This window comes from Protofrankia sp. CiP1_Cm_nod1, from assembly GCF_920888515.1.
GTDB lineage: Bacteria > Actinomycetota > Actinomycetes > Frankiales > Frankiaceae > Protofrankia.
The window spans coordinates 19141-44698 of the sequence record NZ_CAKKTM010000204.1; the positions used below are offsets into that span (position 1 = coordinate 19141).

11 protein-coding genes are annotated in these 25558 nt (G+C 71.8%); 9 read left to right on the plus strand and 2 right to left on the minus strand.

What is annotated here, in order from left to right:
• The first annotated feature begins 224 nt into the window (after positions 1-224).
• From NBX02_RS09305 to NBX02_RS09315, 3 genes are all read left to right on the plus strand, one after another.
• Positions 225-1772, plus strand: coding sequence for a DNA methyltransferase (locus NBX02_RS09305; protein ID WP_250284291.1), 1548 nt, complete (start codon positions 225-227; stop codon positions 1770-1772).
• Positions 1773-1795: 23 nt separating this feature from the next.
• Positions 1796-4564, plus strand: coding sequence for an ATP-dependent DNA helicase (locus tag NBX02_RS09310; RefSeq protein ID WP_250290927.1), 2769 nt, complete (start codon positions 1796-1798; stop codon positions 4562-4564).
• Positions 4565-4663: 99 nt separating this feature from the next.
• Positions 4664-5692, plus strand: a complete 1029-nt coding sequence (locus NBX02_RS09315) for a hypothetical protein (RefSeq protein WP_250290929.1) — start codon at positions 4664-4666, stop codon at positions 5690-5692.
• A gap of 188 nt (positions 5693-5880) precedes the next feature.
• Here NBX02_RS09315 and NBX02_RS09320 read toward each other — a convergent pair whose 3' ends face one another.
• Together NBX02_RS09320 and NBX02_RS09325 are read right to left on the minus strand one after the other, a co-directional pair.
• A complete protein-coding gene (locus NBX02_RS09320) occupies positions 5881-7545 on the minus strand; it encodes a wax ester/triacylglycerol synthase family O-acyltransferase (protein WP_250290931.1) in 1665 nt (554 codons plus the stop codon).
• Positions 7546-7746: 201 nt separating this feature from the next.
• The gene (locus NBX02_RS09325; RefSeq protein WP_445548337.1) at positions 7747-8559 is read right to left on the minus strand and encodes an esterase/lipase family protein; all 813 of its coding nucleotides are present in this window, start codon (positions 8557-8559) and stop codon (positions 7747-7749) included.
• A gap of 732 nt (positions 8560-9291) precedes the next feature.
• On the opposite strand from NBX02_RS09325, the gene NBX02_RS09330 reads away from it, so the two are divergent.
• The 6 genes from NBX02_RS09330 to NBX02_RS09355 form a co-directional block, all read left to right on the plus strand.
• A complete protein-coding gene (locus NBX02_RS09330; protein ID WP_250290933.1) occupies positions 9292-9624 on the plus strand; it encodes a hypothetical protein in 333 nt (110 codons plus the stop codon).
• Between the two features lie 2 nt (positions 9625-9626).
• Entirely contained in the window at positions 9627-10472 is an 846-nt protein-coding gene (locus NBX02_RS09335; protein ID WP_250290935.1) for an SDR family oxidoreductase, read from the plus strand.
• 212 nt (positions 10473-10684) lie between these two features.
• On the plus strand, positions 10685-10945 hold the full coding sequence (locus NBX02_RS09340; protein WP_250284269.1) for an acyl carrier protein: 261 nt from the start codon (positions 10685-10687) through the stop codon (positions 10943-10945).
• A 1-nt stretch (position 10946) separates the two neighbouring features.
• Positions 10947-11690 (plus strand): 3-oxoacyl-ACP reductase FabG, encoded by a 744-nt coding sequence (gene fabG / locus NBX02_RS09345; RefSeq protein WP_250284268.1) that lies wholly within the window; start codon positions 10947-10949, stop codon positions 11688-11690.
• 97 nt (positions 11691-11787) lie between these two features.
• A complete protein-coding gene (locus NBX02_RS09350) occupies positions 11788-12630 on the plus strand; it encodes an alpha/beta fold hydrolase (RefSeq protein WP_250284266.1) in 843 nt (280 codons plus the stop codon).
• A gap of 317 nt (positions 12631-12947) precedes the next feature.
• A partial coding sequence (locus tag NBX02_RS09355) for a type I polyketide synthase (RefSeq protein WP_250290937.1) occupies positions 12948-25558 on the plus strand: 12611 nt, incomplete at its 3' end.

Below are 25558 nucleotides of genomic sequence, written 5' to 3' on the forward strand. Positions count from 1 at the left end.
CTAAAGAGGTTAATGGACGCGGAAGCGGTCAATATACTCGCGTAGAACTTCCCGACGGCCGACGGGTATCTGTGGGAAGTACGTCGGAAAAAGGAAGAATATTTCGAGTTGACAATCTTACGAGTGCAAGGGTTCGGGAGGCGAGAACTGGCTATTATCCGGTCGAAGTCGCAGGTAGGAAATTTCTTCCACGGGCGGGTGAATGGAAGACTAACCGCGAAGGTATGGAGCGGTTGAAATGGGCTGGTCGACTTGAGCCTGTAGGTAATACGCTTACATATATCCGTTATTTTGACGATTTTCCTGCTTATCCATACACAAACTTCTGGGAAGATACTGTAACTTCTGGATTTGCCGACCCTAAGACGTACATTGTCCAAACGAATCCCAAGGTAGTTGAGCGGTGCATGCTCATGGCCACCGATCCGGGGGATCTGGTGCTTGACCCGACGTGTGGGTCGGGGACTACCGCGCTGGTCGCTGAGCAGCGGGGGCGGCGGTGGATCACTATTGATACGTCCCGGGTGGCGATCGCGTTGGCGCGGCAGCGGGTGATGGGGGCGAAGCTGCCCTACTACCTGCTTGCGGATTCCCCGGAAGGTCGGGCGAAGGAAGCCGAGCTCACCGGGACGCCCCGGCCCGCCGGCGGCACGAAGGGTGACATCCGCAAGGGTTTTGTCTACGAGCGGGTCCCACACGTCACGTTGAAGTCGATTGCGAACAACCCGGACATCGTCGAGGGGATGACCCGCGACGAGATCGACGCGGCGATCAGGCGGCATGCCGAGACCGAGCTGCTCTACGACCGTCCGTACGAGGACAGGCGGAAGATCCGGGTGTCCGGCCGGTTCACGGTGGAGAGCCTGTCACCGCATCGGGCCCTCGGCCTCGAGGTGGACCTGCCCCGCACCGAGCGAGCGGCGGCGGAGTCCTCGGAGGCCGCCTCGTACGAGTCAACGATCCTGGAGAACCTGCGGGCCGCGGGCGTCCAGAACGGGCTGCGGCGGGAACGGCTCGTCTTCGACACCCTCGAGCCGCACGCCGGCCGGTACGTGCAGGCCGTCGGCACCCGCCGGGACGCCGACGCCGGCACCCCGCAGCACGTCGCCGTCGCGATCGGCCCGCAGTACGGCACGGTCAGCCCGGCGCTGATCAAGGACGCCGCCCGGGAGGCGCTGCGCGGCCAGGGCCATGACCTGCTGCTCGTCCTCGGGTTCGCCTTCGACGCCCAGGCAGGCGAGGTGGTCGGGGAGTTCCGCCCGTCCAACGGCGCGGACTTCGCCTCCGTCACCGCCGAACGCCAGCTCGGACGGCTGCCGATCCTGCTGGTCCGCATGAACCCGGATCTGGCCATGGGCGACGAACTGCTGAAGAAAACCGGCGCGGCGAACCTGTTCACCGTGTTCGGCGAGCCGGACATCGACATCGGGCACACCCCCGACGGGCTCGTGATCGACATCCGGGGCATCGACGTGTACGACCCGACCACCGGCCAGATCCGCTCGCACGACCCGTCCAGCATCGCGCTGTGGATGGTGGACACGGCGTACAACGGGGAGTCGTTCTTCGTCCGCCACTGCTACTTCTCCGGGGCTGGCAACGACCCCTACGCCCGGCTGAAGAAGGCGCTGAAGGCCGATATCGACGAGGCCGCCTGGGCGACTCTCTACACGACCCGTTCCCGGCCGTTCCCCAAACCCGACACGGGCCGGATCGCGGTCAAGGCCATCAACCACTACGGCGACGAAGTCCTCAAAATCTACGAAGTGTGACGGGACTGAACGGGGGACCGGCAATGGACTACACGGCCGCGCAGCGGGCAGCGATCAGCACCCTGGACGACCCGCTGCTCATCATCGCGTGCGCCGGGTCCGGCAAGACGCAGGTCATCTCCCAGCGGATCGTCGAAATCCTGCGCCGGCCGGGCGTCCGCCCGGAGAACGTGGTGGCGTTCACCTTCACCGAGAAGGCCGCCGCCGAGCTGAAGAACCGGACCCTCGAGCTGATCGAGCACGACCTCGGCCCGATCCACGGCCTGGCCGACATGTACATCGGCACGATGCACGGCTTCGCCCGGTCGGTGTTACAGACCTGGGTTCCCGAAACCTTCAAGTACGCGGTCCTGAACGAGATCCAGAACCGGCTGCTGGTCGACCGCAACAGCAACAAGTGCGGGCTGACCACGGCGAAGGCCATGGTCAAGGGGACATCGAGACCGCTGTGGAGGTACAAGGAGTCGGGACTGTTCATGCAGGTGGTCGGCATCCTGCGTGAGGACGACATCGACCAGGAAAAAATCCCCGAGGACCTCGACGAGGCGCTTGGGATGTACCGCACGGTGCTGCACAGCCTCCGGTATTTCGACTACACCGAACTGCTCCGCACCACGGTCGACATGCTCGAGTCCGATCCGGGCGACTCCATGGCCGGCCCGCTGGTCCGTCATGTCCGGGACGCGGTGCGCTATGTCGTCGTCGACGAGTACCAGGACACCAACCACATCCAGGAACGGATGATTCAGGGCCTGTGCCGGTTCGGGGCGAACCTGTGCGTGGTCGGCGACGACGACCAGACGATCTACCAGTGGCGCGGCAGCGCGGTCAGGAACATCCAGACCTTCACCCGCCGTTACCCCGGGGTCCGCAGCGTCACCCTGGATGACAACTTCCGGTCCAGCCCCGCGGTGGTGTCGCTGGCGCAGACGGTCGCCGAGACCCTTGTCGACGACAGGCTGGCCAAGAACATGGTCGCGTCCGGCCACCAGGAGTTCGACCGCGGCGATCTGCTCGCGGTCGAGTTCAGCGGCGCCGACGACGAGGCGGTGTGGATATGCGACCGGATCGCAGCCCTGCGGGGAACCCCTTTCCGGGACGACCGGGACGAGGCGCCGCGCGGCCTGAGCTGGTCGGACATGGCCGTCCTGTTCCGCAGCGTCGCCAAGGACGCCGACCCACTCGTCGCCGAACTGAAACGGCGGGACATTCCCTACGTCATCAAAGGTCTCGCCCGGCTGTTCGACGCGCCGGAGATCCAGGCCTGTGTGACGGCGTTCAGCTACATCATCGGTGAATCCGGCGCGGACGATGTGCGCGATTCCTGGAATGCCGCTGATATCGGTCTCGACGCCGCGGATCTGACCGCCGGGCTGAAAGTTCTCGACGAGGCGAAGAACTGGCAGCCGGGCGCCCGCTGGGGTTCCTACACCCTGCAGCGGACCTACCTCGACTTCCTCGAGGCCGTCGGCCTGCGGGAGGACACCGTCCCGTCGGCGGACGGCACGGTGCGCGGCGAGCTGGTGTTCTACAACCTCGGCAAGTTCAGCCAGGCGATCTCGGACTTCGAGCAGATCCACTTCCAGTCCGACCCGGCCAGGAAATACGAGGGCTTCGTGCGGTGGCTGACCCACCATGCCCCCGGCTACTACGCGGAAAGCGACGCCGACGTCGGATACGCCACCCCCGACGCGGTGACCATCGCCACCGTCCACCAGGCCAAGGGGATGCAGTGGCCGGCGGTGTTCGTCCCCGCCCTGCGGAAGAACCGCTTCCCGTCGAAGCGGCAGGGCGGGATAAACGTCTTCCACGTCATACCCGAGAACGCGGTGCCGGACGCGGAACGCTACCGGGGTACCGAAGCCGACGAGGCCCGGCTGTTCTATGTTGCCGTCACCCGGGCGCAGAAATACCTGGCGCTGTCCTTCTCGCCCGGAGGGTCATCCATGTACGCCAGGCGATCGGTGTTCTTCGATCTGGCGACCCGCAACCCGAACGTGCTCACCGCGGCACCCCCGGTGCGGACGGTCGCGCGGCTGGAACCGCGCCCGCGGCACGAGCTGCCGGATGTCACCCTGAGCTTCAGCGAGCTGAAATATCTGTTCGAGTGCCCGTACCAGTTCAAGTTGCGTTTCCTCTATGGATTCAACCCGCCGATCCATGAGGCGCTCGGCTACGGCAAGTCCGTCCACGACGTCATGGCGGAAATCCACAAGCGGGCCATCGACGGTGATCTGGCCTCGGCCGCCGAGGTCGCGGACCTGGTTGACCGGCACCTGAACGTCCCGTTCGCCTATCCGGCGCTGCGGGAGCAGCTCCGCGATGCCGCCCGCAAGGCCGTCAGCCGCTACCTCGCCGAGAACCGGGGAATCCTCGGGCAGACCCTGCACAGCGAGCAGCAGGTACAGGTACGGGTCGCCCCGGGCATCACGGTGGACGGCCGGATCGACCTCATCCGCCGCCTGGACACCAACGAGACCTCGATCGTGGACTTCAAGTCCACCGAGCGGGCCCAGGCCGAGGAGGTCACCCGCGACCAGCTGCACGTCTACGTCCTCGGCTACCAGGAGCTCACCGGCCAGCGCGCCGACCTGGTGGAGGTGCTCAACCTCGACGAGCGTTCCCGGAGCACCCGCGAAGTCGTCGACGAGTTCTTGCTCGGCGACATCCAGAACAAGATCCGAGACGCGGGGGAGGCGCTGCGCGCCAACGACCTGCCACGCCACCGGCACTGGTGCAAGGCATGCGCCACCTGCGACCTCGCCGGCATCTGCCGCGACAAGACCGCCTGACGGAGGCCGGACAAGAATCAGTAAAATCATCTGTACCTTCTGGTATCCAGATATGTCCAGATATCGCGAGTGGCGATTCCGAGAGATGACGGGGGCGGGATGGCACTGTCCAGGGCTGCGGCACGGCTGTACGCGGAGATCGGCCCCACCTGGTCCAACTGCGGTCCGTTGCAGAACTGCCTGAAGATACGGGGTGACACGCAGTTCGCCGCCGTCGTGGAGGAGCTTGTCACGGCCGGGCTGGCGGTCCTGGAGGGACGGCGGATTCGCCGAGCGGACGCCGGCGACGGCAACGCCCGCCTCCAGCCGGAGATGTCCGCCGACGCACACCAGATCTTCGACCGGCTTCCGCCGGACGGCAGCGCCATCGGTGGTCTGCAGCTCCGCGGCCTGGTCAGGCTTACCAACGATCGTTATCGGGCGGCCGTGGAGGAGCTCAAGGCCGCTGGCCTCGTCCGCCCGGGACGGGGCCGTGGCGGCACGCTCGCCCGCGCGGACGACGCGCTCCAGTCACCGGACGCCGAGGTGCCCGCAACCTCGCTGGACGACGCCAGGCTCACGCCCGCGGGCCCCGGGCAGCTGGTTCACCGGGAGTCCGAGCTGTACCAGCCGTTCGTCGACTGGTACCGGAGCGACCTCGACACCAGAACGCTCACGTTCGGCCACGTGCGCGAGACCGCGACCGCGCGTGGCCGGGCCCGGGCCAGCGGTCAGTGGTCCCGGCCCGACGTGGCCGCGGTTGAGGTGTGGAGCTCACCCCTGCTGCCCGACGTCGAACTCACGATCTCGTCCTTCGAGATCAAAAGGGCGTCGGAGGCCAACCGGCTGGAATCGCTCTATGAGGCGGCGGCGCACGGCCGGTGGGCGCACTACCCGAGTCTCGTCGTCGAAACGGCTTCTCCCGAGGCTGAACTGGCACTACGCGAGGACATCTGGCCGGAACTCGACAGGCTGAAGCTGGGTCTGTACACGATGTACAACCTTGGCGACGGGACCTTCCAGATAGAGAAGCACCTCTTTCCGCCGCGGCAGACGCCCGAGCTAGGTTACCTGGATGAGTTGCTGGAGCATTTCTTCTCGGAGGACAAAGCGTTGCGGGAGAAGTACCAGCAGGCGATCGGACGGTAGCCGGCCGCCTAAGAAGATCGGCACGAGTTTGTCGCTGTGTACGCTGACACAGCCAAAAAGCGTACACAGCGACAAACTCGTGCCAATCATGGTCTGCGTGGGTGGTTATCTCGCCTCGTCGAGCGAGGAAAGGGCCGTGGGTGGAGCCGTGACGGGGAAACGTGAAGTGTGCGAGGTCGGCAAGTGCGTCACCGCTCCGTTCGCGTACTTGTCCGGCCGTTCGATGGTGCTGCCGCGGACGGTACGGACAGGCTGGACGGGGTGGAGGCGGATGGATCGGATGCGGCGGGGGCGGCCGGTAGCGGTGTCGCCGGAGGTGTTGTGGCCGGGCGGGATTCGGTCGGGAGGGCGGCGCGGGGGGAGGGTACGGGGGGAGGCGGCGGGGCGAGGTCGGCCAGGGCGCGCGGCAGTGCGCGGCTGAGGGCGGTGATGCCCGGCTGGATGGTGGGGTCGCTGTGCAGGGCGATGCCGATGAAGTCGCGGCCGCTGGTCACGGCGACGCTGAGCCCGTGCCCGCGGGCGAGCGGCACGATGCCGTAGAGCTCCCGCATCGGGGCGCCGGCCAGCCGCGGGGTTCTGTTCGATCCCGGGATGTTGCTCACCACGATGTCGAACAGCAGGTTGGCGCCGCGTCCGGCCAGCGGCGCGACGAGATGGTGCACCGCGGCGGGCAGCGAGTGGGCCAGCAGCGGGAACGCGCCGGCCCCGCGGTAGGGGCCGGCGGCCTTGTTGCGTTCCATGGCGACGCGGACGGCCCGCAGCCGCCGTACCGGGTCCGGTTCGGACACCGGCAGGTCGCACAGGTATCCGGACAGGTTGTTACCCGGCCCCTGCCCCGGCCCCGCGGCGTCGGGGCGCAGCGCGACCGGGATGAGCGCCCGCGGCGCGGCTCCGCCGAGCCCACGGTCGCCGGAGTCCAGCCAGTCCCGCAGCGCCCCGGCGAGCACGGCGAGGACGACCTCGTGGGTCATGACCCGGTGCCGCTGCCGGACCCGCCGGACCGCGCCCGGATCCAGCTGGACGAGGGTCAGCCGCCGCTCCGGCGGCGTTTCCGACTGTTTCCCCGGCAGGGACGGTTTTCCCACCACGGAGGACACCGCGGACAGGCGTGCCCTGCGCAGTACCGACGCCGCGATGCCCAGTTCGCGTGTGGTCCGGCGGCTGGTCTCGACCAGTTGCCCGGCGATCAGGGAGGGGCCGGCGACCAGCGTGGGGATCGCGCTGAGCCACTGGTCCGGCCGGGGCAGCAAGCGCCATGCCACGGGCGCGCCCGCCACCGGCCCGCCCGTGGCCGTCGACCCGGCCGCGGAGGACCTGGCCGTGGCTGACGGAGCCGTTGCGGTGTCGCAGGCGAGGGCGTTCCCTTCGTTGCCGAGCGCGGTGGGCTCGTCGTACATCGCGGAAAAGAGGCGGACGCCGCCCTGGCCGTCGGTGACGGCGTGATGTGTTTTGAGCAGGAACGCGAAGCGTCCGTCGGACAGTCCAGTGATCACATGTGCTTCCCACAGCGGCCGGGCCGGATTGAGCTGGGACGCCATCGCGCTGGCGGTGTATTCGGTGAGCTGGTCGCGCGTTCCGGGGGGCGGCAGACAGCAGACCCGGATGTGTGCCTCCACCTGGAACTGCGGGTCCTCGACCCATTCCGCGGCGGCGGGCGGTAGCGCCGTCGACCGGAGGCGCTGCCGGAACTGGGGGAAACCGCTCATCCGCTCGCTGAGCAGACGGACCAGTTTCTCGACACCGACGGGGTGGTCCGGCTCGAATATCATCAGCGCGCCGATGTTCATCGGGGCCGTCCGGTCGTCCAGTTTCAGAAATGCCATGTCCAGCCCGCTCAACCGCTCGCCGGCCATCCGGCCTTCCTTTCTGTATCTCGCCTGTGTTCCGTCGCTGTGCCTCGTCGACGTGGGACGCGCCGGGGCCGTGCTGCTGTGCGCGAGAGATGCCCGCCATCGTGCTGTGCGCGGGACGTGCCCCTGTGCTGTGCGCGGGACGTGCCCTTTGTGCTGTGCACAGCACGTGCTCCTGTGCTGTGCACAGCACGTGCCTTCGTGCTATGCGCGGGCTGCGCCGGCCGCGGTGCTGCTCGGGGTGTTGAGGTGTTTGACGACTTCGCGGAAGACCATGGGGTTGGCCGCCATGGCACCATGGTTGCTGATATCGACTGGGTACAGGTCCTGCAACGTGATGTTCTGCACGCCCGGCCCGTTCAGGAACGCCGAGGCATAGGGCGTGACGACATCATCGAATTTGGACGCGATGACCGTGTACTGGACGCCGGGCACGGTTTCTCCATCCCCGTTGAGTTTGGTCAGCAGCACGGAGCCGATGGTCTGGTCGGCGCAGGCCGGCGGCATGGTCGAACCGATCAGCTGCTCGGCGCCGGGGAACTGCTTGGCCAGCGTGACCAGCTCGTTCTCCGCCATGCCGTGGTTGGACGGGGAGAGCGAGATCAGCCGGTTCACCTTGCCCGCTCCACCGAGGAACTTGATGTAGTAACGCGGCATCATGCCGCCCTGTGAGTGGCCGACGATGTCGACCTGGCTGGCGCCGGTGGCGGCCAGCACCTTGTCCACGAACGCGGCGAGCTGCTGGGCCGACTTCTCGATCGAGTCCAGGCCGTGCAGGACCGGTATTCCGGGCAGGGCGCCGTAGTCCAGCCGGAACACGGTGAATCCGGCCGCGGCGAGCACGGGCGCGGTGGTGATCCAGTAGTCGCGGGCGTTGCCGAAGGTGCCGTGTACCAGCACCACGGGACGGGGATGCTCGGCGCTCGGGCGAGCCTTCCAGTCGTCGATGTTCGGCAGCTGGACGACGCCGGCCACCTGGGCGGCGACCTGGGCCGGCGCACCGAGAACACCATCCACCGTTCGTCCTATTTTCGGGAACGACATGACGTAAAACCTCCCACCATTCCGCCGGACATCACGTGCTCAGCGAAATGCTAGCCGAAGATTGGTGTCCCGGCCGGGGCCCGGTGAAACAGAACCGTTTGTCCGGCGGCATGCCGATGTTCTTCCTTCCGGATGTTCCCGGGTTGGGATCCGGCCGTTCCCGGCTGCCGTGAGTACGGGTGTTCGTCCGGAGCCGTGGTGTACGTCGGGTGGCCGCTCGTGTCCCGTTCGGCGGAAAATCACGTCATCCGGTGGAAATTTCGCCGGTGCGCGCGCCGGGCTGTTTTCCGGTCGGATCGCCGATGTATGCGGGTTGGTGGTGGAATGCGTCCGGGTGCCGGGCCGCGGCCGGTCGGGACGGGGTGCTCCGTGGCCGGCCGGGAGGCGGCTGTCCTGGCGTTCCGGCGGGTCGCGGGGCTAGGTTGCGGTCACCGGGGCGACATCGGGCGGGCCCGTCCACGCCGCTACAGCGCGTAACCATGTTAGGCGGTCACGCTGTGTCGCCACACCGTGCTGACAGGGCTGCGCGCTTTCGTGGCCGCCCGGTGCTACTGTCACGCAGTGTCACCACGGTTCGGTTGATCGGTTCCGGTCGGTTGATCGGTTCCGGTTGACGGTGAACCCGCTCCGGCGGGCCGGCGGTGACACGAGCATGTTCCTTTCGTGCCACCGTGGGCCGGAATTTCCGGATCATCAGTGGATCGCATGGCGACGGGCACACACCGCTCATCGCCGCGCGATCCGGATCATCAGGGACGCCGGCGGGCCGCCCGATGGCGCGATCAGGATTTTTTCGCGCCGTCGCAGCGGCCCGGACTCCCGGATTCCCGGGTCCCCGGAGCAGCGATAAAGATGGCGAATGATTTCATATGCCCGGTCGTCCTGGCGATTGGTGATAACTCGAACATGAAACTGATGGTGCGGGTGGACAGGCGCTCCCCTGCGGAGCGGATTCGATTGGATTATTTCTCGGATATTGATCCGACGTCGGCCGTCGACACCGGCGCGTCGGTTCGTCGAGCGACCACCGGGGGCTGACCGTGCTGGTACCGCTCAAGGATTCCTGGTCGTTGGTCCTCGGTGTGTCCAGCGGCATGGGGCGGGCCACGGCCCGCGCGCTGGCCGCGGAGGGCGGCAACGTCATCGGGATTCACCTCGACACCGCCGACGGGCAGGAAGCCGCCGGGGAACTGGCCGCGGAACTGCGGGAACGAGGTGTCGCCGCGCATTTCTTCAACCGTAATGTCGCCGCCGCAGCCACTCGTGCCGACCTGGTGCCCCGGATCGCTGAGCTGACCGGTGACGCCGGGCTGCGCGTCGTGGTCCACTCGGTCGCCTTCGGCTCGCTGCTGCCTTTCGTGCCCCCGCCCACGGCCACGGATGTGCCCACGGCCACGGTCACGGCTGTGCCCGACGCGCGGGGCGGTGGCACCATCACGGCGAGGCAGATGGCCATGACCCTCGACGTGATGGCGCACAGCCTCGTCTACTGGACGCAGGATCTGCTGGCCGCCGGGCTGCTGCGGGCCGGCGCCAAGATCTATGCGCTGACCAGCGCCGGGAGCTCCCTGGTGATTCCCAGCTACGGGGCCGTCTCGGCGGCCAAGTCGGCGCTGGAGTCGCACGTCCGGCAACTCGCCGTGGAGCTCGCGCCGCGCGGGGTGGCGGTCAACGCGCTGCGCCCCGGCACGACGATCACGCCCGCGTTCCGGAAGATCCCGGGCAGCGCGCAGTTCGACGACGCCTGCCTCGCCCGCAATCCGCACCGGCGGCTGACCCGGCCCGAGGACGTCGGTGAGGCGATCGTCGTCCTGTCCGCCAGCGATTCGTCCTGGGTGACGGGAAACGTGATCGGTGTCGACGGCGGCGAACTGATCGGGACGTGACACTCCGCCGGTCCCGCCCGGCGGGGTGGCCCGAGGACGCCGGCCGGTGACGAGACGGAGACGAACAGGCCCGCGGCACCGCGGGGAAGAACGGGCCCACGGCCCGGCGGAAACGTGATCGCGCTGCTTTCGGCCGTCCGGAACAGGCACAACGGGAAACCGGGCCAGGCGTGACGAGAAAAAGCGGAAAAAGAAGAAAAAGGATGCGATAAATGACCAGGAACCTGGAGATCGCGGTGGACCGGGAGGAGCTGCGCGCCCTCGTCGCGGACACCCTCGAACGGTCGCCGGCCGAGGTGACCGACGACGCCGACTTCGTCGGCGAGCTCGACCTCGACTCACTGATGGCGCTGGAGATAGTGGTGCGTCTGGAGAAGCGCTACCGCATCAGGGTGAAGGACGAGGAGTTCGCCAGCATCACCTCGCTGAACGGGATCTACGATCTGCTGACGGCCAAACTCGGGGGGACCTGACGTGCCCGGCGACATCCGTCCGGTCGCCGTGGTGACCGGTGGTTCCCGCGGCATCGGGCGGGCCGTGGTGCGGCAGTTGGCCGCCGACGGTTTCGACGTGGCGTTCTGTTACCACAGCCGTCCCGACGCCGCGGAGGAGGCCGTCGCCGAGGCGGCGGCCCACGGCGGACGGGTGATCGCCCGCAAACTGGACATCGCGGACGCCGGCGAAGCCCGGGCGCTGGTCTCCGCCGCCGAGGACGAGCTCGGGCCGGTAGACGCGGTGGTCGCCTCCGCCGGTGTTGTGCGGGACAACCCCCTGGTGCGGATGACCGACGACGAATGGCGGACCGTGCTCGGCACCAACCTCGACGGCACGTACAACATCTGCCGGGCGGCAATCTTCTCCTTCATGAAACGCCGTACCGGCTGTGTCGTGACGATGTCCTCGGTGGCGGGTGTGCACGGCAGCGCGAAACAGACGAACTACGCGGCGTCCAAGGCCGGTGTCATCGGCTTCACCCGCGCGCTGGCGAAGGAGTGCGGGCCGTTCGGGATACGGGCCAACGCGGTCGCGCCCGGCCTCATCGACACCGACATGATCAGCGGTCTCGGGCCGTTGCGCGAGCGGCTCGTCGAGCGTATTCCGTTGGGCCGGGTGGGGAGCCCGGACGACGTGGCCGCCCTCGTCTCCTTCCTCCTTTCCGACCGGGCCGGCTACATCACCGGCCAGGTATTCGGTGTGGACGGCGGGCTGGTCGTGTGACCGGCCCGCGTCCGAGGTTCTTTTCCGGGCCCGGGGTTCCCGGCGCTTCGGGGCCGGCCGGCGGACCCGTGCCCACTGGTGTTTTCCGAGGAGCCCGATGACGACGACCACCCGCACCGGTGAAGCATGGCTGCGGCGCTTCCACCCGGTGCCGCACGCCACCGCCCGGCTGCTCTGCCTGCCGCACGCCGGTGGCTCGGCGAGCTTCTACTTCCCGGTCTCGCGGGCGCTGTCCGCTTCTGCGCCGGCCTCGATACCGGCCTCGATACCGGTCTTGATGCCGGCATCGGCGCAGGCGCCGGTGTCCGCCTCGCGGCCGGCATCGGTCGAGGTGCTGGCGGCCCAGTATCCCGGCCGGCAGGACCGGCGCAGCGAGACCTGCGTGGAGGACGTCGGGGAGCTTGCCGACCACCTCGTCGAGGCGCTGGCGGGCTGGACCGACCGGCCGCTGGCCCTGTTCGGGCACAGCATGGGCGCCACCGTCGCCTTCGAGGTCGCCCGGCGGCTGGCGGGTGCCGGTGTGACCGTCGCGGCGCTGTTCGTCTCCGGCCGCCGCGCGCCCTCCCGGCAGCGGGCCGAGAACATCCACCGCGGCCCGGACGACCTGCTGCTGGCCGAGCTGAAAGCGCTCAGCGGAACCGGGGAGAAGGTGTTCGGCGACAGCGAACTGCTCGACCTCGTGCTGCCGGTGATCCGCAGTGACTACAAGGCGGCCGAAACATATCGCTACCAGCCCGGGCCGAAGCTGGCCTGCCCGATCGTCGCCCTGGTCGGGGACAGCGATCCGAAGGTCACGGCCGACGACGCCCGGGCCTGGGCGGACCACACCACGGCGCGGTTCGAGATGGCGGTCTTCCCCGGTGGCCACTTCTACCTGACCGAACACCGCCCGGCCGTCGTCCACACGATCCTGGACCGTCTCGCGCGGTTCTGCGGCTGACTTCTCCCGTTTCTGTCTTCTTTCGTGACCGATCCGCCCACCCGGGCTCGTCGCAGCGATTCTGTCATAATCATTTCCTGGTTGTTCGGTAGTTCAGTCGTGATGTGCCGCCATTCCATGGTGATGTTTGTTCCGGATGTTGTACCGCTTTTGTTCCCGGTCGGCCGTGACGTGGTTCCCCCGCGGTGGGCGGTCTGCTACCGGCGGCCGTCGGGCCGCCGGGCCGTCGAACCGCCGGGAAATCAGGTGGACGACGTCGGCGGCACGGCTTTTCCCTGTTTCGACCGGAGGTGGCCTTGTACCAGTCGGAGGTGGCGATGAGCGGTTCCGAAGCCGTCCCGGACGTGCCGTCGGTGCGCCCGGACCGCCGGATCGCCGTTGTCGGCATGTCCTGCCGCCTGCCCGCGGCACCCGGCCCCGACGCCTTCTGGCGGCTGCTGCGCGGCGGGACGTCCGCCATCACCGAGGCGCCGGCGGACCGTTGGGGCCCGCCCGGCCCCTTCGACGGCGAGCTGTCCCGCCCCGGCGGCTGGCAGGGCGGGTTCCTCGAGCAGGTCGACCGGTTCGACGCGGAGTTCTTCGGTATCTCCCCGCGCGAGGCCGCCACGATGGACCCCCAGCAGCGGCTGATGCTCGAACTCGGCTGGGAGGCGCTGGAGGACGCCGGGATCGTCCCCGGGACGCTGCGCGGCACCCGCGGCGGCGTGTTCGTCGCGGCGATGTGGGACGACTACGCCACCGTGCTGCGCCGGGGCGGGCCGGCGGCGGTCAGCCAGCACACCATGACCGGGCTGCACCGCAGCGTCATCGCGAACCGGCTGTCGTACAAGCTGGGTCTGCGCGGCCCGAGCCTGGTCGTCGACACGGGCCAGTCCTCCTCGCTCGTCGCGATCCACCTGGCCTGCGAGAGCCTGCTGCGGGAGGAGTGCTCCGTCGCGCTCGTCGGCGGAGTGAACCTCATGCTCGCCGCCGAGAGCACCGTGACGGTCGACCGGCTCGGCGCGCTGTCGCCCGACGGGCGCTGCCACACCTTCGACGCGCGCGCGAACGGCTTCGTCCGCGGCGAGGGCGGGGCCGTCGTCGTCCTCAAACCCCTCGCCCTGGCCCAGGCGGACGGCGATCCGATCCACTGCGTGATCCTGGGCAGCGCGGTCAACAACGACGGCGGTGGCGACACCCTGGTCACCCCGGACCAGGCCGGGCAGGAGGACGTCCTGTGGCAGGCGTGCGCCCGGGCCGGCATCGACCCGGGCGACGTGCAGTACGTCGAGATGCACGGGGCCGCGACCAGGGTCGGCGACCCGGTGGAGGCCGCCGCTCTCGGCGCAGCCCTCGCCGCCGCCAGGGCGGGCCGGTCGCCTCTGCGGGTGGGCTCGGTCAAGACCAACATCGGGCATCTCGACGGCGCGGCCGGTATCGCCGGCCTGGTGAAGACCGTCCTCTGCGTCCGCAACCGGGAATTCGTCCCGAGCCTGAACTTCCAGGCGCCGAACCCGCGGATTCCGCTGGACGCGCTGAACCTGGCCGTTGCGGTGAGCACGCAGCACTGGCCGGACGAGGGCCGCGGCCGCGTCGCCGGCGTCAGCGCGTTCGGCATGGGCGGCACCAACTGCCACGTGCTGCTCACCGAGGCGCCGGAGCCGGACCGCCGGGACGGCACCCGCGAGCACACCCGCGACGACACGCACGACGACGGGGGCGACGGCACATGTGCCGTCACGCGTGACGGCACGCGGGGGGAACGGGGGAGCGAGCCGCCGGCGGTGCCCTGGGTGCTCTCCGGCCGCGGCGCCCGGGCACTGCGGGAGCAGGCGAAGCGGCTGCGCTCCCACCTCGACGATCATCCGGAGCTCGAACCGGCCGACGTGGCCTACTCGTTGGCGACCACCCGTACCGCCTTCCGCCACCGCGGCGGACTGGTCGCCCGGGACCGGGCCGGCCTGCTGCGCGGCCTGGACGCCCTGGCCGAGGGACAGGAGTTCCCCGGCCTGGTGCGTGGGACCGCCGGCGACGCCGGCGTGCTGGCGTTCCTCTTCGCCGGCCAGGGGGTGCAACGGCCGGGCATGGGCGGGCAGCTGCGCGGCCGCTTCCCGGTCTTCGCCGAGGCCTTCGACGAGGTGTGCGCACACCTGGACAGCCACTTCGACCGTTCGGTGCGCGACGTCGTCCTCGCCCCGGAGGGATCGCCGGACGCCGCGCTGCTCAACCGGACGGACTACACGCAGGCGGCGCTGTTCGCGCTGGAGACCGCGCTGTGCCGGCTGGTGCTGCGGTGGGGCCTACGGCCCGGCTTCCTGCTCGGCCACTCCCTCGGCGAGCTGACCGCCGCCCACGCCGCCGGCGTCCTGGACCTCGCCGACGCGTGCGCGCTGGTGGCCGCGCGCGGCCGGCTGATGCACGGGCTTCCCTCCGGCGGCGCGATGGTCGCGCTGCAGGCCACAGAGGAGGAGGTGCTGCCGCTGCTCGCCGGCCGCGAGGCGCACCTGAGCATCGCCGCGGTCAACGCGCCGACGGCGACCGTGATCTCCGGCGAGGAGCCGGCGGCCCTGGCCGTCGCCGCCCACTTCGAGGCCGCCGGACGCAAGACCACCCGGCTGCGGATCAGCCTTGCCTCGCACTCGCCGCTGGTGGACGGCATGCTGGCCGAGTTCGGCGAGGTGGCACGGGGCCTGTCGTTCGCGCCGCCGCGCATCCCGATCGTCTCGACCGTCACCGGCGAGCCGGCCTCCGCCGCGGACCTGTGCGCACCCGGATACTGGGTGCGCAACGTCCGCCAGGCGGTCCGGTTCCGTGACGGCGTCCGGCAGCTGCGGGCGCACGGCGTCACCGCGTTCCTGGAGCTCGGCCCGGACGGTGTGCTCTCGGCGCTGGCCCAGGACTGCCTGGCCACCCCGTCCGCGCACACCCCGGAGATCGCCGTGGTGCCGGCGCTGGCCAAGGACCAGCCCGAACCCGACGCGCTGCTCACCGCCGTCACCAGCCTGCACGTCCACGGGATCACGCCGGACTGGGACGAGCTGTTCGCCGACCGGGACCGCCGGCCGGTGCGGCTGCCGACGTACGCGTTCGCCCGCCGGCGCCACTGGGTGGACGTGTCCGCGCCCGGCGACGGTGGCCGCAGCCCGATCGACGGTGGCGCCGGTGACCGTCCGGTCATCACGGCCGCGACGGCCGCGACGGCCGCGCCGGCGGAGGCGGCGGAGGCGGAGGCGGTCGAGGAGCTGGAGCCGCGGGTCGCGCTGGCCCACAGCCTGGCCGGGCGCTCCGACGCCGAGCGGGAGGAGATCCTCGCGGACCTGGTCGGCCGGCACGTCGCCGTCCTGCTCGGGCACACCTCGCCGGACTCCGTCGACGTGGGCTCGGCGTTCCGGGACCTCGGCTTCGACTCGCTCACCGGCGTCCGGCTGTGCCAGCGTCTGGCCGAGGCCACCGGGGTACCGGTGCCGGCCACGGTGCTGTTCGAACATCCCACGCCACTGGCCCTGGCACGTCATCTCAACCGCGAGATCCCGGGCGGTCAGGCCGCCGTCCCGGGAGGCGCCGTGTCCGGCGTTCCGGCAGGTGCCGCCTCCGGCACCGACGAGCCGATCGCCATCGTCGCGATGGCCTGCCGCTATCCCGGCGGGGTGCGCACCCCGGAGCAGCTGTGGGAGCTCGTCGCCGGCGGCCGGGACGCCATCGGAGGCTTCCCCACCGACCGTGACTGGGACGTCGACGCCCTGTACCGGCCCGGCCGGGCCGAGCCGGGGCGCACCTACGTCGACACGGGCGGCTTCCTCGACGACGCCGCCCTGTTCGACCCCGGCTTCTTCGGCATCTCCCCGCGCGAGGCGGCGGCGATGGACCCGCAGCAGCGGCTGCTGCTGGAGACCGCCTGGGAGGCGGTCGAACGGGCCGGTATCGCGCCCGAGGCGCTGCACGGCAGCCGGACCGGGGTCTTCGTCGGCGCCATGCCCCAGGACTACGGCCCGCGCCTGCACCAGGCCCAGCAGGGCCTGCACGGCCACCTGCTGACCGGCACCACGCTCAGCATGATCTCCGGCCGGATCGCGTACGTCCTCGGCCTGCGCGGCCCGGCGATCACCGTTGACACGGCGTGCTCGTCGTCGCTGGTCGCCCTGCACATGGCCGCGGCGGCGCTGCGGCGCGGCGAGTGCACGCTGGCGCTTGCCGGCGGGGTCACGGTGATGTCCGGCCCCGGCATGTTCGTGGAGTTCAGCCAGCAGCGCGGGCTGGCCCCCGACGGCCGGTGCAAGCCGTTCTCCTCGGACGCGGACGGCACCGCCTGGTCCGAGGGCGTCGGCCTGCTGATGCTGACAACCCTCTCCGAGGCCCGTCGAGCGGGCCATCCGGTGCTGGCTCTCCTGCGGGGTTCGGCGGTCAATTCCGACGGCGCGAGCAATGGCCTGACCGCGCCGAACGGCGCGGCGCAGGAACGGGTGATCCGCGACGCCCTAGCGGACGCCCGGCTGGCCCCCGACGAGGTGGACGTAGTCGAGGCGCACGGCACCGGCACCACGCTCGGGGACCCCATCGAGGCCCGGGCCGTCCTGGCCGCCTACGGGCAGGGCCGCAGCGCGGACGAACCGCTGCTGCTGGGGTCGATGAAGTCCAACATCGGCCACGCCCAGGCGGCCGCGGGCGTGGCCGGTGTGATCAAGATGGTCATGGCGATGCGCCACGGCCTGCTGCCGGCTACCCTGCACGCCGGGACGCCGAGCCCCCACGTGGACTGGTCCGCCGGCGCGGTCACCCTGCTGGGCCAGGCGCGGCCCTGGCCGGAGCGTGACCGTCCCCGGCGGGCCGCCGTGTCGTCCTTCGGTATCAGTGGCACCAACGCACACACCATCGTCGAGCAGGCGCCGGCCGAGCGGAGCCCCGCCGGCCGGGGCCCAGCCGATCATCTTCCCGCCGGCCAGCCGCCGGCCGGTCAGGGCCTGCCCGGCGGCGTACCGGCCGCCGGCGCGTCCGGCCCCGCCCCGGCGCGTGTCTGGGTGCTGTCCGCCACCAGTGCGGACGCGCTGCGGGCGCAGGCCGAGCGGTTGCGCTCCCACGTCGAGGAACACCCCGCCCTCGACGTGACGGACGTGGCATGGTCCCTGGCCAGCGGCCGGTCCGCGTTCGAGCACCGGGCCGCGGTCGTCGGCCGGGACCGCGGCGAACTGCTCGCCGGACTGCGCGGCCTCGCCCTGGGCGGACCGCGGGCCGCGGCGGTGCTCCAGGGCACCGCCGCGGCCGCCGGCCGGGGGAAGCTGGCCATGCTGTTCACCGGCCAGGGCGCGCAGCGGCCGGGCATGGGCCGGCGGCTGCGCGAGGCCTCCCCAGTGTTCGCCCGCTCTCTGGAGGAGGTGTTCGCCGCCTTCGACGGGCACCTCGACCGCCCGCTGCGCGACGTCATGTTCGCCGAGCCCGGCACGGCCGGAGCGCGGACGCTGAACGGGACCGCGTACGCCCAGCCGGCGCTGTTCGCCCTCGAGGTGGCGCTGTTCCGCCTGACCGAGTCCTGGGGCGTGCGGCCGGACTTCCTCGTCGGGCACTCGATCGGTGAGCTCTCGGCGGCGCACGTCGCCGGGGTGCTGTCCCTGGCCGACGCGGCCACGCTGGTCACCGCCCGCGGCCGGCTGATGCAGGCCCTGCCCGCCACCGGAGCGATGGTGTCGGTGGCGGCCGGCGAGGCCGAGGTCGCCGCACTGCTGGCCGCCCGCGAGGGAGGCGAGGGAGGCGGAGGCCGCGGAGGAGGGGTCGCCGTCGCAGCCGTGAACGGCCCGGCGGCCACCGTGATCTCCGGTGACTCCCGGGCGGTGGACGAGATCGCGCGCGTCCTGCGGGAACAGGGCAGGCGGACAGCGCGCCTGCGCACCAGCCACGCCTTCCACTCCCCGCACATGGACGGCATGCTGGAGGAGTTCCGGCAGGTCGCGCGGTCCGTGACGTTCGCGCCGCCACGGATCGCGATCGTCTCCGGGCTCACCGGCGAGCCGGCCAGCCCGCGGCACCTCACCGACCCCGACTACTGGGTGCGGCACGCGCGTGAGACGGTGCGTTTCCACGACAGCGTGCGCTGGCTGGAAACGGCCGGTGTGACGAGGTTCTGCGAACTCGGGCCGGACGGCGTGCTGACCGCGATGGCGCACGACTGCCTCACCGCGGCCGCGGCCGCCACCACGGCACGGATCGCGCTGCTGCGCCGGGACAGGCCCGAGGACCAGGCCGTGGCCGGCGCGCTCGCGACGCTGTTCACCGTGGGGGTGCGGCTGGACTGGCAGGGGATCTTCGCCGGAGCCGGTGCACGCCGCGTCGACCTGCCCACCTACGCCTTCCAGCGGGAACGCTTCTGGCTGGCCCCCGCCCCGGCAACCACCTCCGTCCTGGCAGCCACCTCCGCACCGGTGGCCGTCGAGGCCGGCACCACGGTCACCGCCGCGGGCCGCGCGTTCGAGGTGCTGCTCGGCGCGCGCAGCTCACCGGCCGGGGCCGACGGCTTGCTGCTCACCGGCTGGTTGTCCGTGCCGGAGCAGCCGTGGCTGGCCGACCATACGATCATGGGGGCCGTCCTGCTGCCGGGAACGGCCTGCGCGGAACTCGCGCTGCACGCGGGACGCCGCCTCGGTGCCGGGCGTCTGGAGGAGCTCACCCTGCACCGCCCGGTGCCGCTCCCCGCGGACAGCGCGGTCCACGTCCGGGTGACCGTGGACGCGGCCGATGCCGCCGGGAGCCGTTCCGTGCGGCTGTACACGCGGCCGGACATCGCAGCGGACGGCCGCGACGCCGACGAACAGCAGTGGACGCTGCACGCCGAGGGCGTGCTCGCGCCGGAGGGGAACGCGCCGCCGCCCGGTCTCGAGGTGTGGCCTCCCGAGGGCGCCGAACAGCTCCAGGTCGACGACCTCTACCAGCGGCTGGCCGGGCGCGGCTACGACTACGGTCCCGCTTTCCGGGGACTCCGGTCGGCCTGGCGCCGGCAGGACGAGCTGTTCGCGGAGGTGGTCCTGCCCGAAGCCGCGCAGACCCGCCGAGCCGGTACCACCGGTCCTGACAGTGTCACCGGTGGCGACGGTGCCACTGGTGCCGGCGGCGACGGCGTCAACAGTGGAGACAGCGTCAACGGTGCCGGCGGAGCCAGCGGGTACGCGCTGCATCCGGCGCTGGTGGACGCCGCGTTGCACCTGGTCGTGGCTGAGGGCCCGCACGACGGCGACGGCGGGATCGTGCCGTTCTCCTTCAGCGGGTTCACCATCGGCCGGCCCCGGGACGGCTCGAACGTCACGACCGCCCGGGTACGGATCACACCGCACGGCCCGGACGCGGTGTCGGTGACGATCGCCGACGGCACCGGCGTGCCGGTTGCCTGGATCCGGCAGGTCGCGTTCCGGCGGATGGGGCCGCGGCAGCTCCAGGACGCCCGCGGCACCGGCCGTGACGCCCTGTTCCGGGTCGACTGGGTCGAGTTCGACCCGGCGAGCGGCACACGGAACGGTGGCACGCGGGCTGGTGGCACGCGGAACGGTGACATGCCGGCGGGCCGCTGGGCGGTGTTGGGACCGGCCATCGACGCGCTGGCTGCGGCGGTCGACGCCGCGGGCATCGCGCTGGACGGCTACCCGGACCTGGACGCGTTGCGTGCCGCCGTAGAGGCGGGCGCGGTGACGCCGGAGGTGGTGTTCGCACCTGTCAGGCCCGCAGCGCACGAACCCGCACAAAACTCTCCGGCTTCTCCGGCGGACGACCCTCTCCGGCCCGCTGACGTCCACCTCGCGGTGACGCGGGCGCTGGAGCTGGCGCAGTCGTGGCTGTCCGACCGGTCGCTGGCCGCGTCCAGGCTGGTGGTGCTGACCCGCGGCGCGGTCGGCGCCGGCGCGTCCGCGATCACCGATCTGGCCGGTGCCGCGGTCTGGGGGCTGCTGCGCTCGGCGCAGTCGGAGCACCCCGGCCGTTTCGTACTCGCCGACTGTGACGAAGGCGAGCCGTCCTGGCACGCGTTCGTCGCCGCGCTCGTCACCGACCGTGTCCAGCTGGCGGTGCGGGACGCCACGGTGTATGTCCCCGCGTTGGTGCGAGCGGCCCCGATCACCCCAGCTACCCCAGCTACCCCAGCAACCCCGGCAACCCCAGCCGCCCCGGCAACCCCAGCCGCCCCGGCCGCCCCGGCCGCCCCGGCCGCCCCGGCCGCCCCGGCCGCGGATGAGTGGCCCCGCCGGTTCGACGGGACCGGCACGGTGCTGCTGACCGGGGCGTTCGGTGGGCTGGGCCGGCTGGTCGCCCGGCATCTGGTCACCCGGCACGGGGTGCGCCGGCTGGTGCTGACCAGCCGGCGGGGCGCCGCGGCCGCGGGCGCCGGCGACCTGGTCGCCGAACTGACCGCGCTGGGCGCGGACGTGCGGGTCGTGGCCTGTGACGTCGCCGACCGGACCGGGGTCGCCGCGCTGCTGGCCGGTATCCCCGCCGAGCATCCGCTGCGCGCGGTGGTGCACGCCGCCGGGGTCATCGACGACGCGACCATCGAGTCGCTGACCCTCGAGCGGGTCGGTGGCGTCCTGCGCGCGAAGGTCGACGCCGCCTGGCACCTGCACGAGCTGACCCGGGACCACGACCTGTCGGCGTTCGTGCTGTTCTCCTCGATCTCCGGCCTCGTCGGGGCCGCCGGCCAGGGCAGCTACGCCGCCGCGAACGCGTTCCTGGACGCCCTGGCGCACCACCGCGCCCGGGCGGGGCTCGCCGCGACGTCCCTGGCCTGGGGGCTGTGGGACCAGCCCGCCGGCCTGGCCGGCGGCCTGCGGCCCGTCGACGTGCGGCGGATGGCCCGTGCCGGTGTCGCGGCCCTGCCCGAGCAGGCCGGCCTCGCCCTGTTCGACGACGCCCTCGTCCGTGACGACGCCCTGCTGGTCGCTTTGCGAACGAATCTAGTTGCGCTGCGTGAGCAGGCTGCCATCGGTGGGGTGCCGGAGGTGATGCGCGCCCTGCTGCCCACCGCCGGTGGGCGCCGGCCGCGCACAGGCGGCAGCCCGACCGCTGCCGGGAACGCTCCCGGCGCTGAGGGCTTCGCGGGCGCCGGAGGCCCTGCGGGCGCAGAGGGCTCCGCGGGCACCGACGGCGGTACGGACGCCGGGAACTTCGGGACGGCCGGGACCTTCGGGACGGCCGGGAGCTCCGGGAGCGTCGGGGGCACGGCCGTGGGCGGGCTGGCCGCGCTCGGCCCGGTCGAGCGGGAACGGGTGCTGCGTGAGCTGGTGCGTTCCGAGACGGCCGCCGTGCTCGGCCACGCCGGGGCGGCCGTGGTGCGCGACGACGTGGCCTTCCGGGCACTCGGGTTCGACTCGCTGACCTCGGTGGAGCTGCGCAACCGGCTGGGTACGGCAACGGGGCTGCGGCTGCCCGCCACCGTGCTGTTCGACCATCCGACACCCGCGGAGCTGGTGGAGCACCTGCTCACACAGGTGCCCGGCGGCGAGGCCGCGACCGCGTCCGCCACGGCCGCCGGTACCGCGGCCCCGGCGGCCGTGACCACGCCCGCCACCGAGGCGGAACCGATCGCGATCATCGCGATGGCCTGCCGGTATCCCGGTGGGGTCACCTCCCCGGAGGAGCTGTGGGGGCTGGTGTCCACCGGCACCGACGCGATCTCGACCTTCCCGACGAACCGCGGCTGGGACGTCGACGCGCTCTACGACCCGCGTCCCGGACGCCCGGGACGCAGCTACACCCGCGAGGGCGGCTTCCTGCACGACGCCGACGAGTTCGACCCGGAGCTGTTCGGTATCTCGCCGCGCGAGGCCGTGGCGATGGACCCGCAGCAGCGGCTGCTGCTGGAGACGAGCTGGGAGGCGTTCGAGCGGGCCGGGCTGGACCCGACCGCCCTGCGTGGCAGCGACACCGGCGTGTTCGCCGGCGTGATGTACCACGACTACGGCACGGCCGCCGCCGGTACGGCGCAGGACGGGGAGGGCTACCTGCTGACCGGCACCACGGGGAGCGTGCTGTCCGGGCGGGTGGCCTACACCTTCGGCCTGCACGGCCCGGCGGTGACGCTGGACACGGCGTGCTCGTCGTCGCTGGTGGCGCTGCACCTGGCCGCTCAGGCGCTGCGGCGGGGGGAGTGCTCGCTGGCGCTGGCCGGCGGCGTGACCGTGATGTCGACGCCGAACACCTTCGTGGAGTTCAGCCGGCAGCGCGGGCTGGCAGCGGACGGGCGTTGCAAGTCCTTCGCCGCCGCCGCCGACGGCACCGGCTGGTCCGAAGGTGTGGGCCTGCTGCTGTTGGAGCGGCTGTCGGACGCGCGCCGGAACGGGCATCCGGTGCTGGCGGTGCTCCGTGGGTCGGCGGTGAACTCCGACGGCGCGAGTAACGGGCTGACCGCGCCGAACGGGCCCGCGCAGCAGCGGGTGATCCGACGGGCGCTGGCGGATGCCCGGGTGGCGGCGGCCGAGGTGGACGTGGTGGAGGCGCACGGTACGGGGACGAAGCTGGGGGACCCGATCGAGGCGCAGGCGCTGCTGGCGACCTACGGGCGTGACCGGCCGGCGGACCGTCCGCTGTGGCTGGGGTCGATCAAGTCGAACATCGGGCACACCCAGGCCGCCGCCGGCGTCGCCGGTGTGATCAAGATGGCGCTGGCGATGCACCACGGTCTGCTGCCGGCGACCCTGCACGTGGACGAGCCCTCCTCGCAGGTCGACTGGGCCGCCGGGGCGGTGCGGCTGCTGACCGCGCCGACCCCCTGGCCGGACGTCGACCGGCCCCGGCGGGCCGTGGTGTCCTCCTTCGGGATCAGTGGCACGAACGCGCACGTCGTCCTGGAACAGGCCGCCGCGCGGCCCACGGCACCCCAGCTTCCCGCCGCTCCGGCCGGCGTGACATCGGCCACCGCGGCACCGGCCGGTGCCGACACGTCCGTCATCCTGGACTCCGTCATTCTGGACACGGTCGACAGGCCGGCACCCCCGGTGACGCTCGGCTCCGCCCCCGAGGAGAACACCCCCGAGGAGAACACCCCCGAGGAGACCGCCCCCGAGGAGACCGCCCCCGAGGAGACCGCCGATAGGCGTCCCGCCGGGACCGTCCTGCCCTGGGTGATCTCGGGGCACACCGACGCCGCGCTGCGGGCGCAGGCCCGGCGTGTGCACGCGCACGCGGCCGCGCACGGCGAGCTGAACCGCGCCGACATCGGTTACTCGCTGGCGACGACGCGGGCCGTGCTCGCGCGGCGCGCGGTGGTGCTGGCCGATGATCATGCAGGTTTCCTGCGGGGCCTCGCCGCGGTGGCCGACGGCGGGCCGCTGCCTGACGGCGCGCTGGTGGCCGAGGCCGTCCAGGGTGCCGGGGCCGTCCAGGCTGTCGAGGTCGTCCGGGGCGCGGCCGGGCCCACCGGCGGGCCGGTGCTGGTCTTTCCCGGGCAGGGCTCGCAGTGGGCCGGTATGGCGGCGGGGCTGCTGGACTCCTCGCCGGCGTTCGCCGCCCGGATCGCCGAGTGCGCCGACGCGCTGGCCCCGCACGTCGACTGGTCCCTGCTGGACGTCCTGCGTGGCGGTGGCGGGCCGGCGGAGCTGGAGCGGGTGGACGTCGTCCAGCCGGTGCTGTTCGCCGTGATGGTGTCGCTGGCGGCGCTGTGGGCCGAGTACGGCGTCCGGCCGGCTGCCGTGGTCGGCCACTCCCAGGGTGAGATCGCGGCGGCGTACGTGGCCGGCGCGCTGTCGCTGCCGGACGCCGCCCGGGTCGTGGCGCTGCGCTCCCGGGCGCTGGCGGCCCTGACCGGCCGCGGCGGCATGCTCTCCGTGGCGCTCGCACCGCAGGAGGTGGCCCGGCGCACCCCGCACTGGGGTGAGCGGGTCTGGCTGGCCGCGGTGAACGGGCCGCGTTCGGTGGTCGTCTCCGGCGAGCCCGGGGTGCTGGCGGCCCTGGCGGCGGACTGCGCCGCCGCGGACGTCCGCACCCGCATGCTCCCGGTCGACTACGCTTCGCATTCGCCGCATGTCCGGGATGTGCGAACGGAGCTGCTCGAGGCGCTGGCCGGCATCGCCCCGCGTCCGGCCGAGATCCCCTTCTACTCCACGGTGACCGGCGGCCCGGTCGAGACGTCCTTGATGGACGCCGGGTACTGGTACCGCAACCTCCGACGGACCGTGCTGTTCGAGCCGGCGGTCCGTGCCCTGCTGCGGGACGGGCACACCACCTTCATCGAGTCCAGCCCGCATCCGGTGCTGACGATGGGCATCGAGGAGACCGCCGCGGACGCCGGCGCCGACGTGCTGGCCACCGGCTCGCTGCGGCGCGACGACGGCGGCCGGCGGCGGTTCCTCACCGCGGTGGCCGAGGCCCACGTGCGCGGCGTCCGGGTCGACTGGCGGGCCGCGTTCAACGGCGTTGAGGCGCGCCGGGTCGACCTGCCCACCTACGCCTTCCGCCGCCGGCGCTACTGGCTCGGCGATGGCCGGGCTCCCGGCGGGCACCAGGCGCCGGCCGCCGGCGCGGGGCCGGCCGAGGAGCGGTTCTGGGACGCCGTGCGACGCGCGGACCTGGCCGCGCTGACCGCCACTCTCGACGCTGACATCGACGCCGACCAGCCGTTGCGCGCGGTGCTGCCCGCGCTGTCGGCCTGGCGGCGGCGGCAGGTCGACAGCGCGGCGGTCCGCGACTGGCGGTACCGCGTCACCTGGAAGCCGCTGGTGGAAGCCCCGCTGGTGGATGTCCCGCTGGTGGATGCCCCGCTGGTGGATGCCTCGGTGGGGGAGACAGGACTGTTGGACGCCCCGGCGGTGCTGTCGGGAACGTGGCTGCTGCTGGCTCCGGCCGAGTCGCCCGACCAGGCCCTGGTGGCGGCGTGTGCCACGGCCCTGTCCGGCCGTGGCGCGCGGGTCGTGCGCGTCGAGCCCACCACGGCGGAGCTGGACCGCGGCGCGTTGGCCCGCCTGCTCCGCCGCTCGCTGCCGCCGCG

Bases quoted from the DNA above. Each gene is read 5' to 3' on its own strand.
- NBX02_RS09305 (WP_250284291.1), top strand. From the start codon at position 225: ATGGAGCGGTTGAAATGGGCTGGTCGACTTGAGCCTGTAGGTAATACG.
- NBX02_RS09310 (WP_250290927.1), top strand. From the start codon at position 1,796: ATGGACTACACGGCCGCGCAGCGGGCAGCGATCAGCACCCTGGACGAC.
- NBX02_RS09315 (WP_250290929.1), top strand. From the start codon at position 4,664: ATGGCACTGTCCAGGGCTGCGGCACGGCTGTACGCGGAGATCGGCCCC.
- NBX02_RS09320 (WP_250290931.1), bottom strand. From the start codon at position 7,545: ATGGCCGGCGAGCGGTTGAGCGGGCTGGACATGGCATTTCTGAAACTG.
- NBX02_RS09330 (WP_250290933.1), top strand. From the start codon at position 9,292: ATGGCGACGGGCACACACCGCTCATCGCCGCGCGATCCGGATCATCAG.
- NBX02_RS09340 (WP_250284269.1), top strand. From the start codon at position 10,685: ATGACCAGGAACCTGGAGATCGCGGTGGACCGGGAGGAGCTGCGCGCC.
- NBX02_RS09350 (WP_250284266.1), top strand. From the start codon at position 11,788: ATGACGACGACCACCCGCACCGGTGAAGCATGGCTGCGGCGCTTCCAC.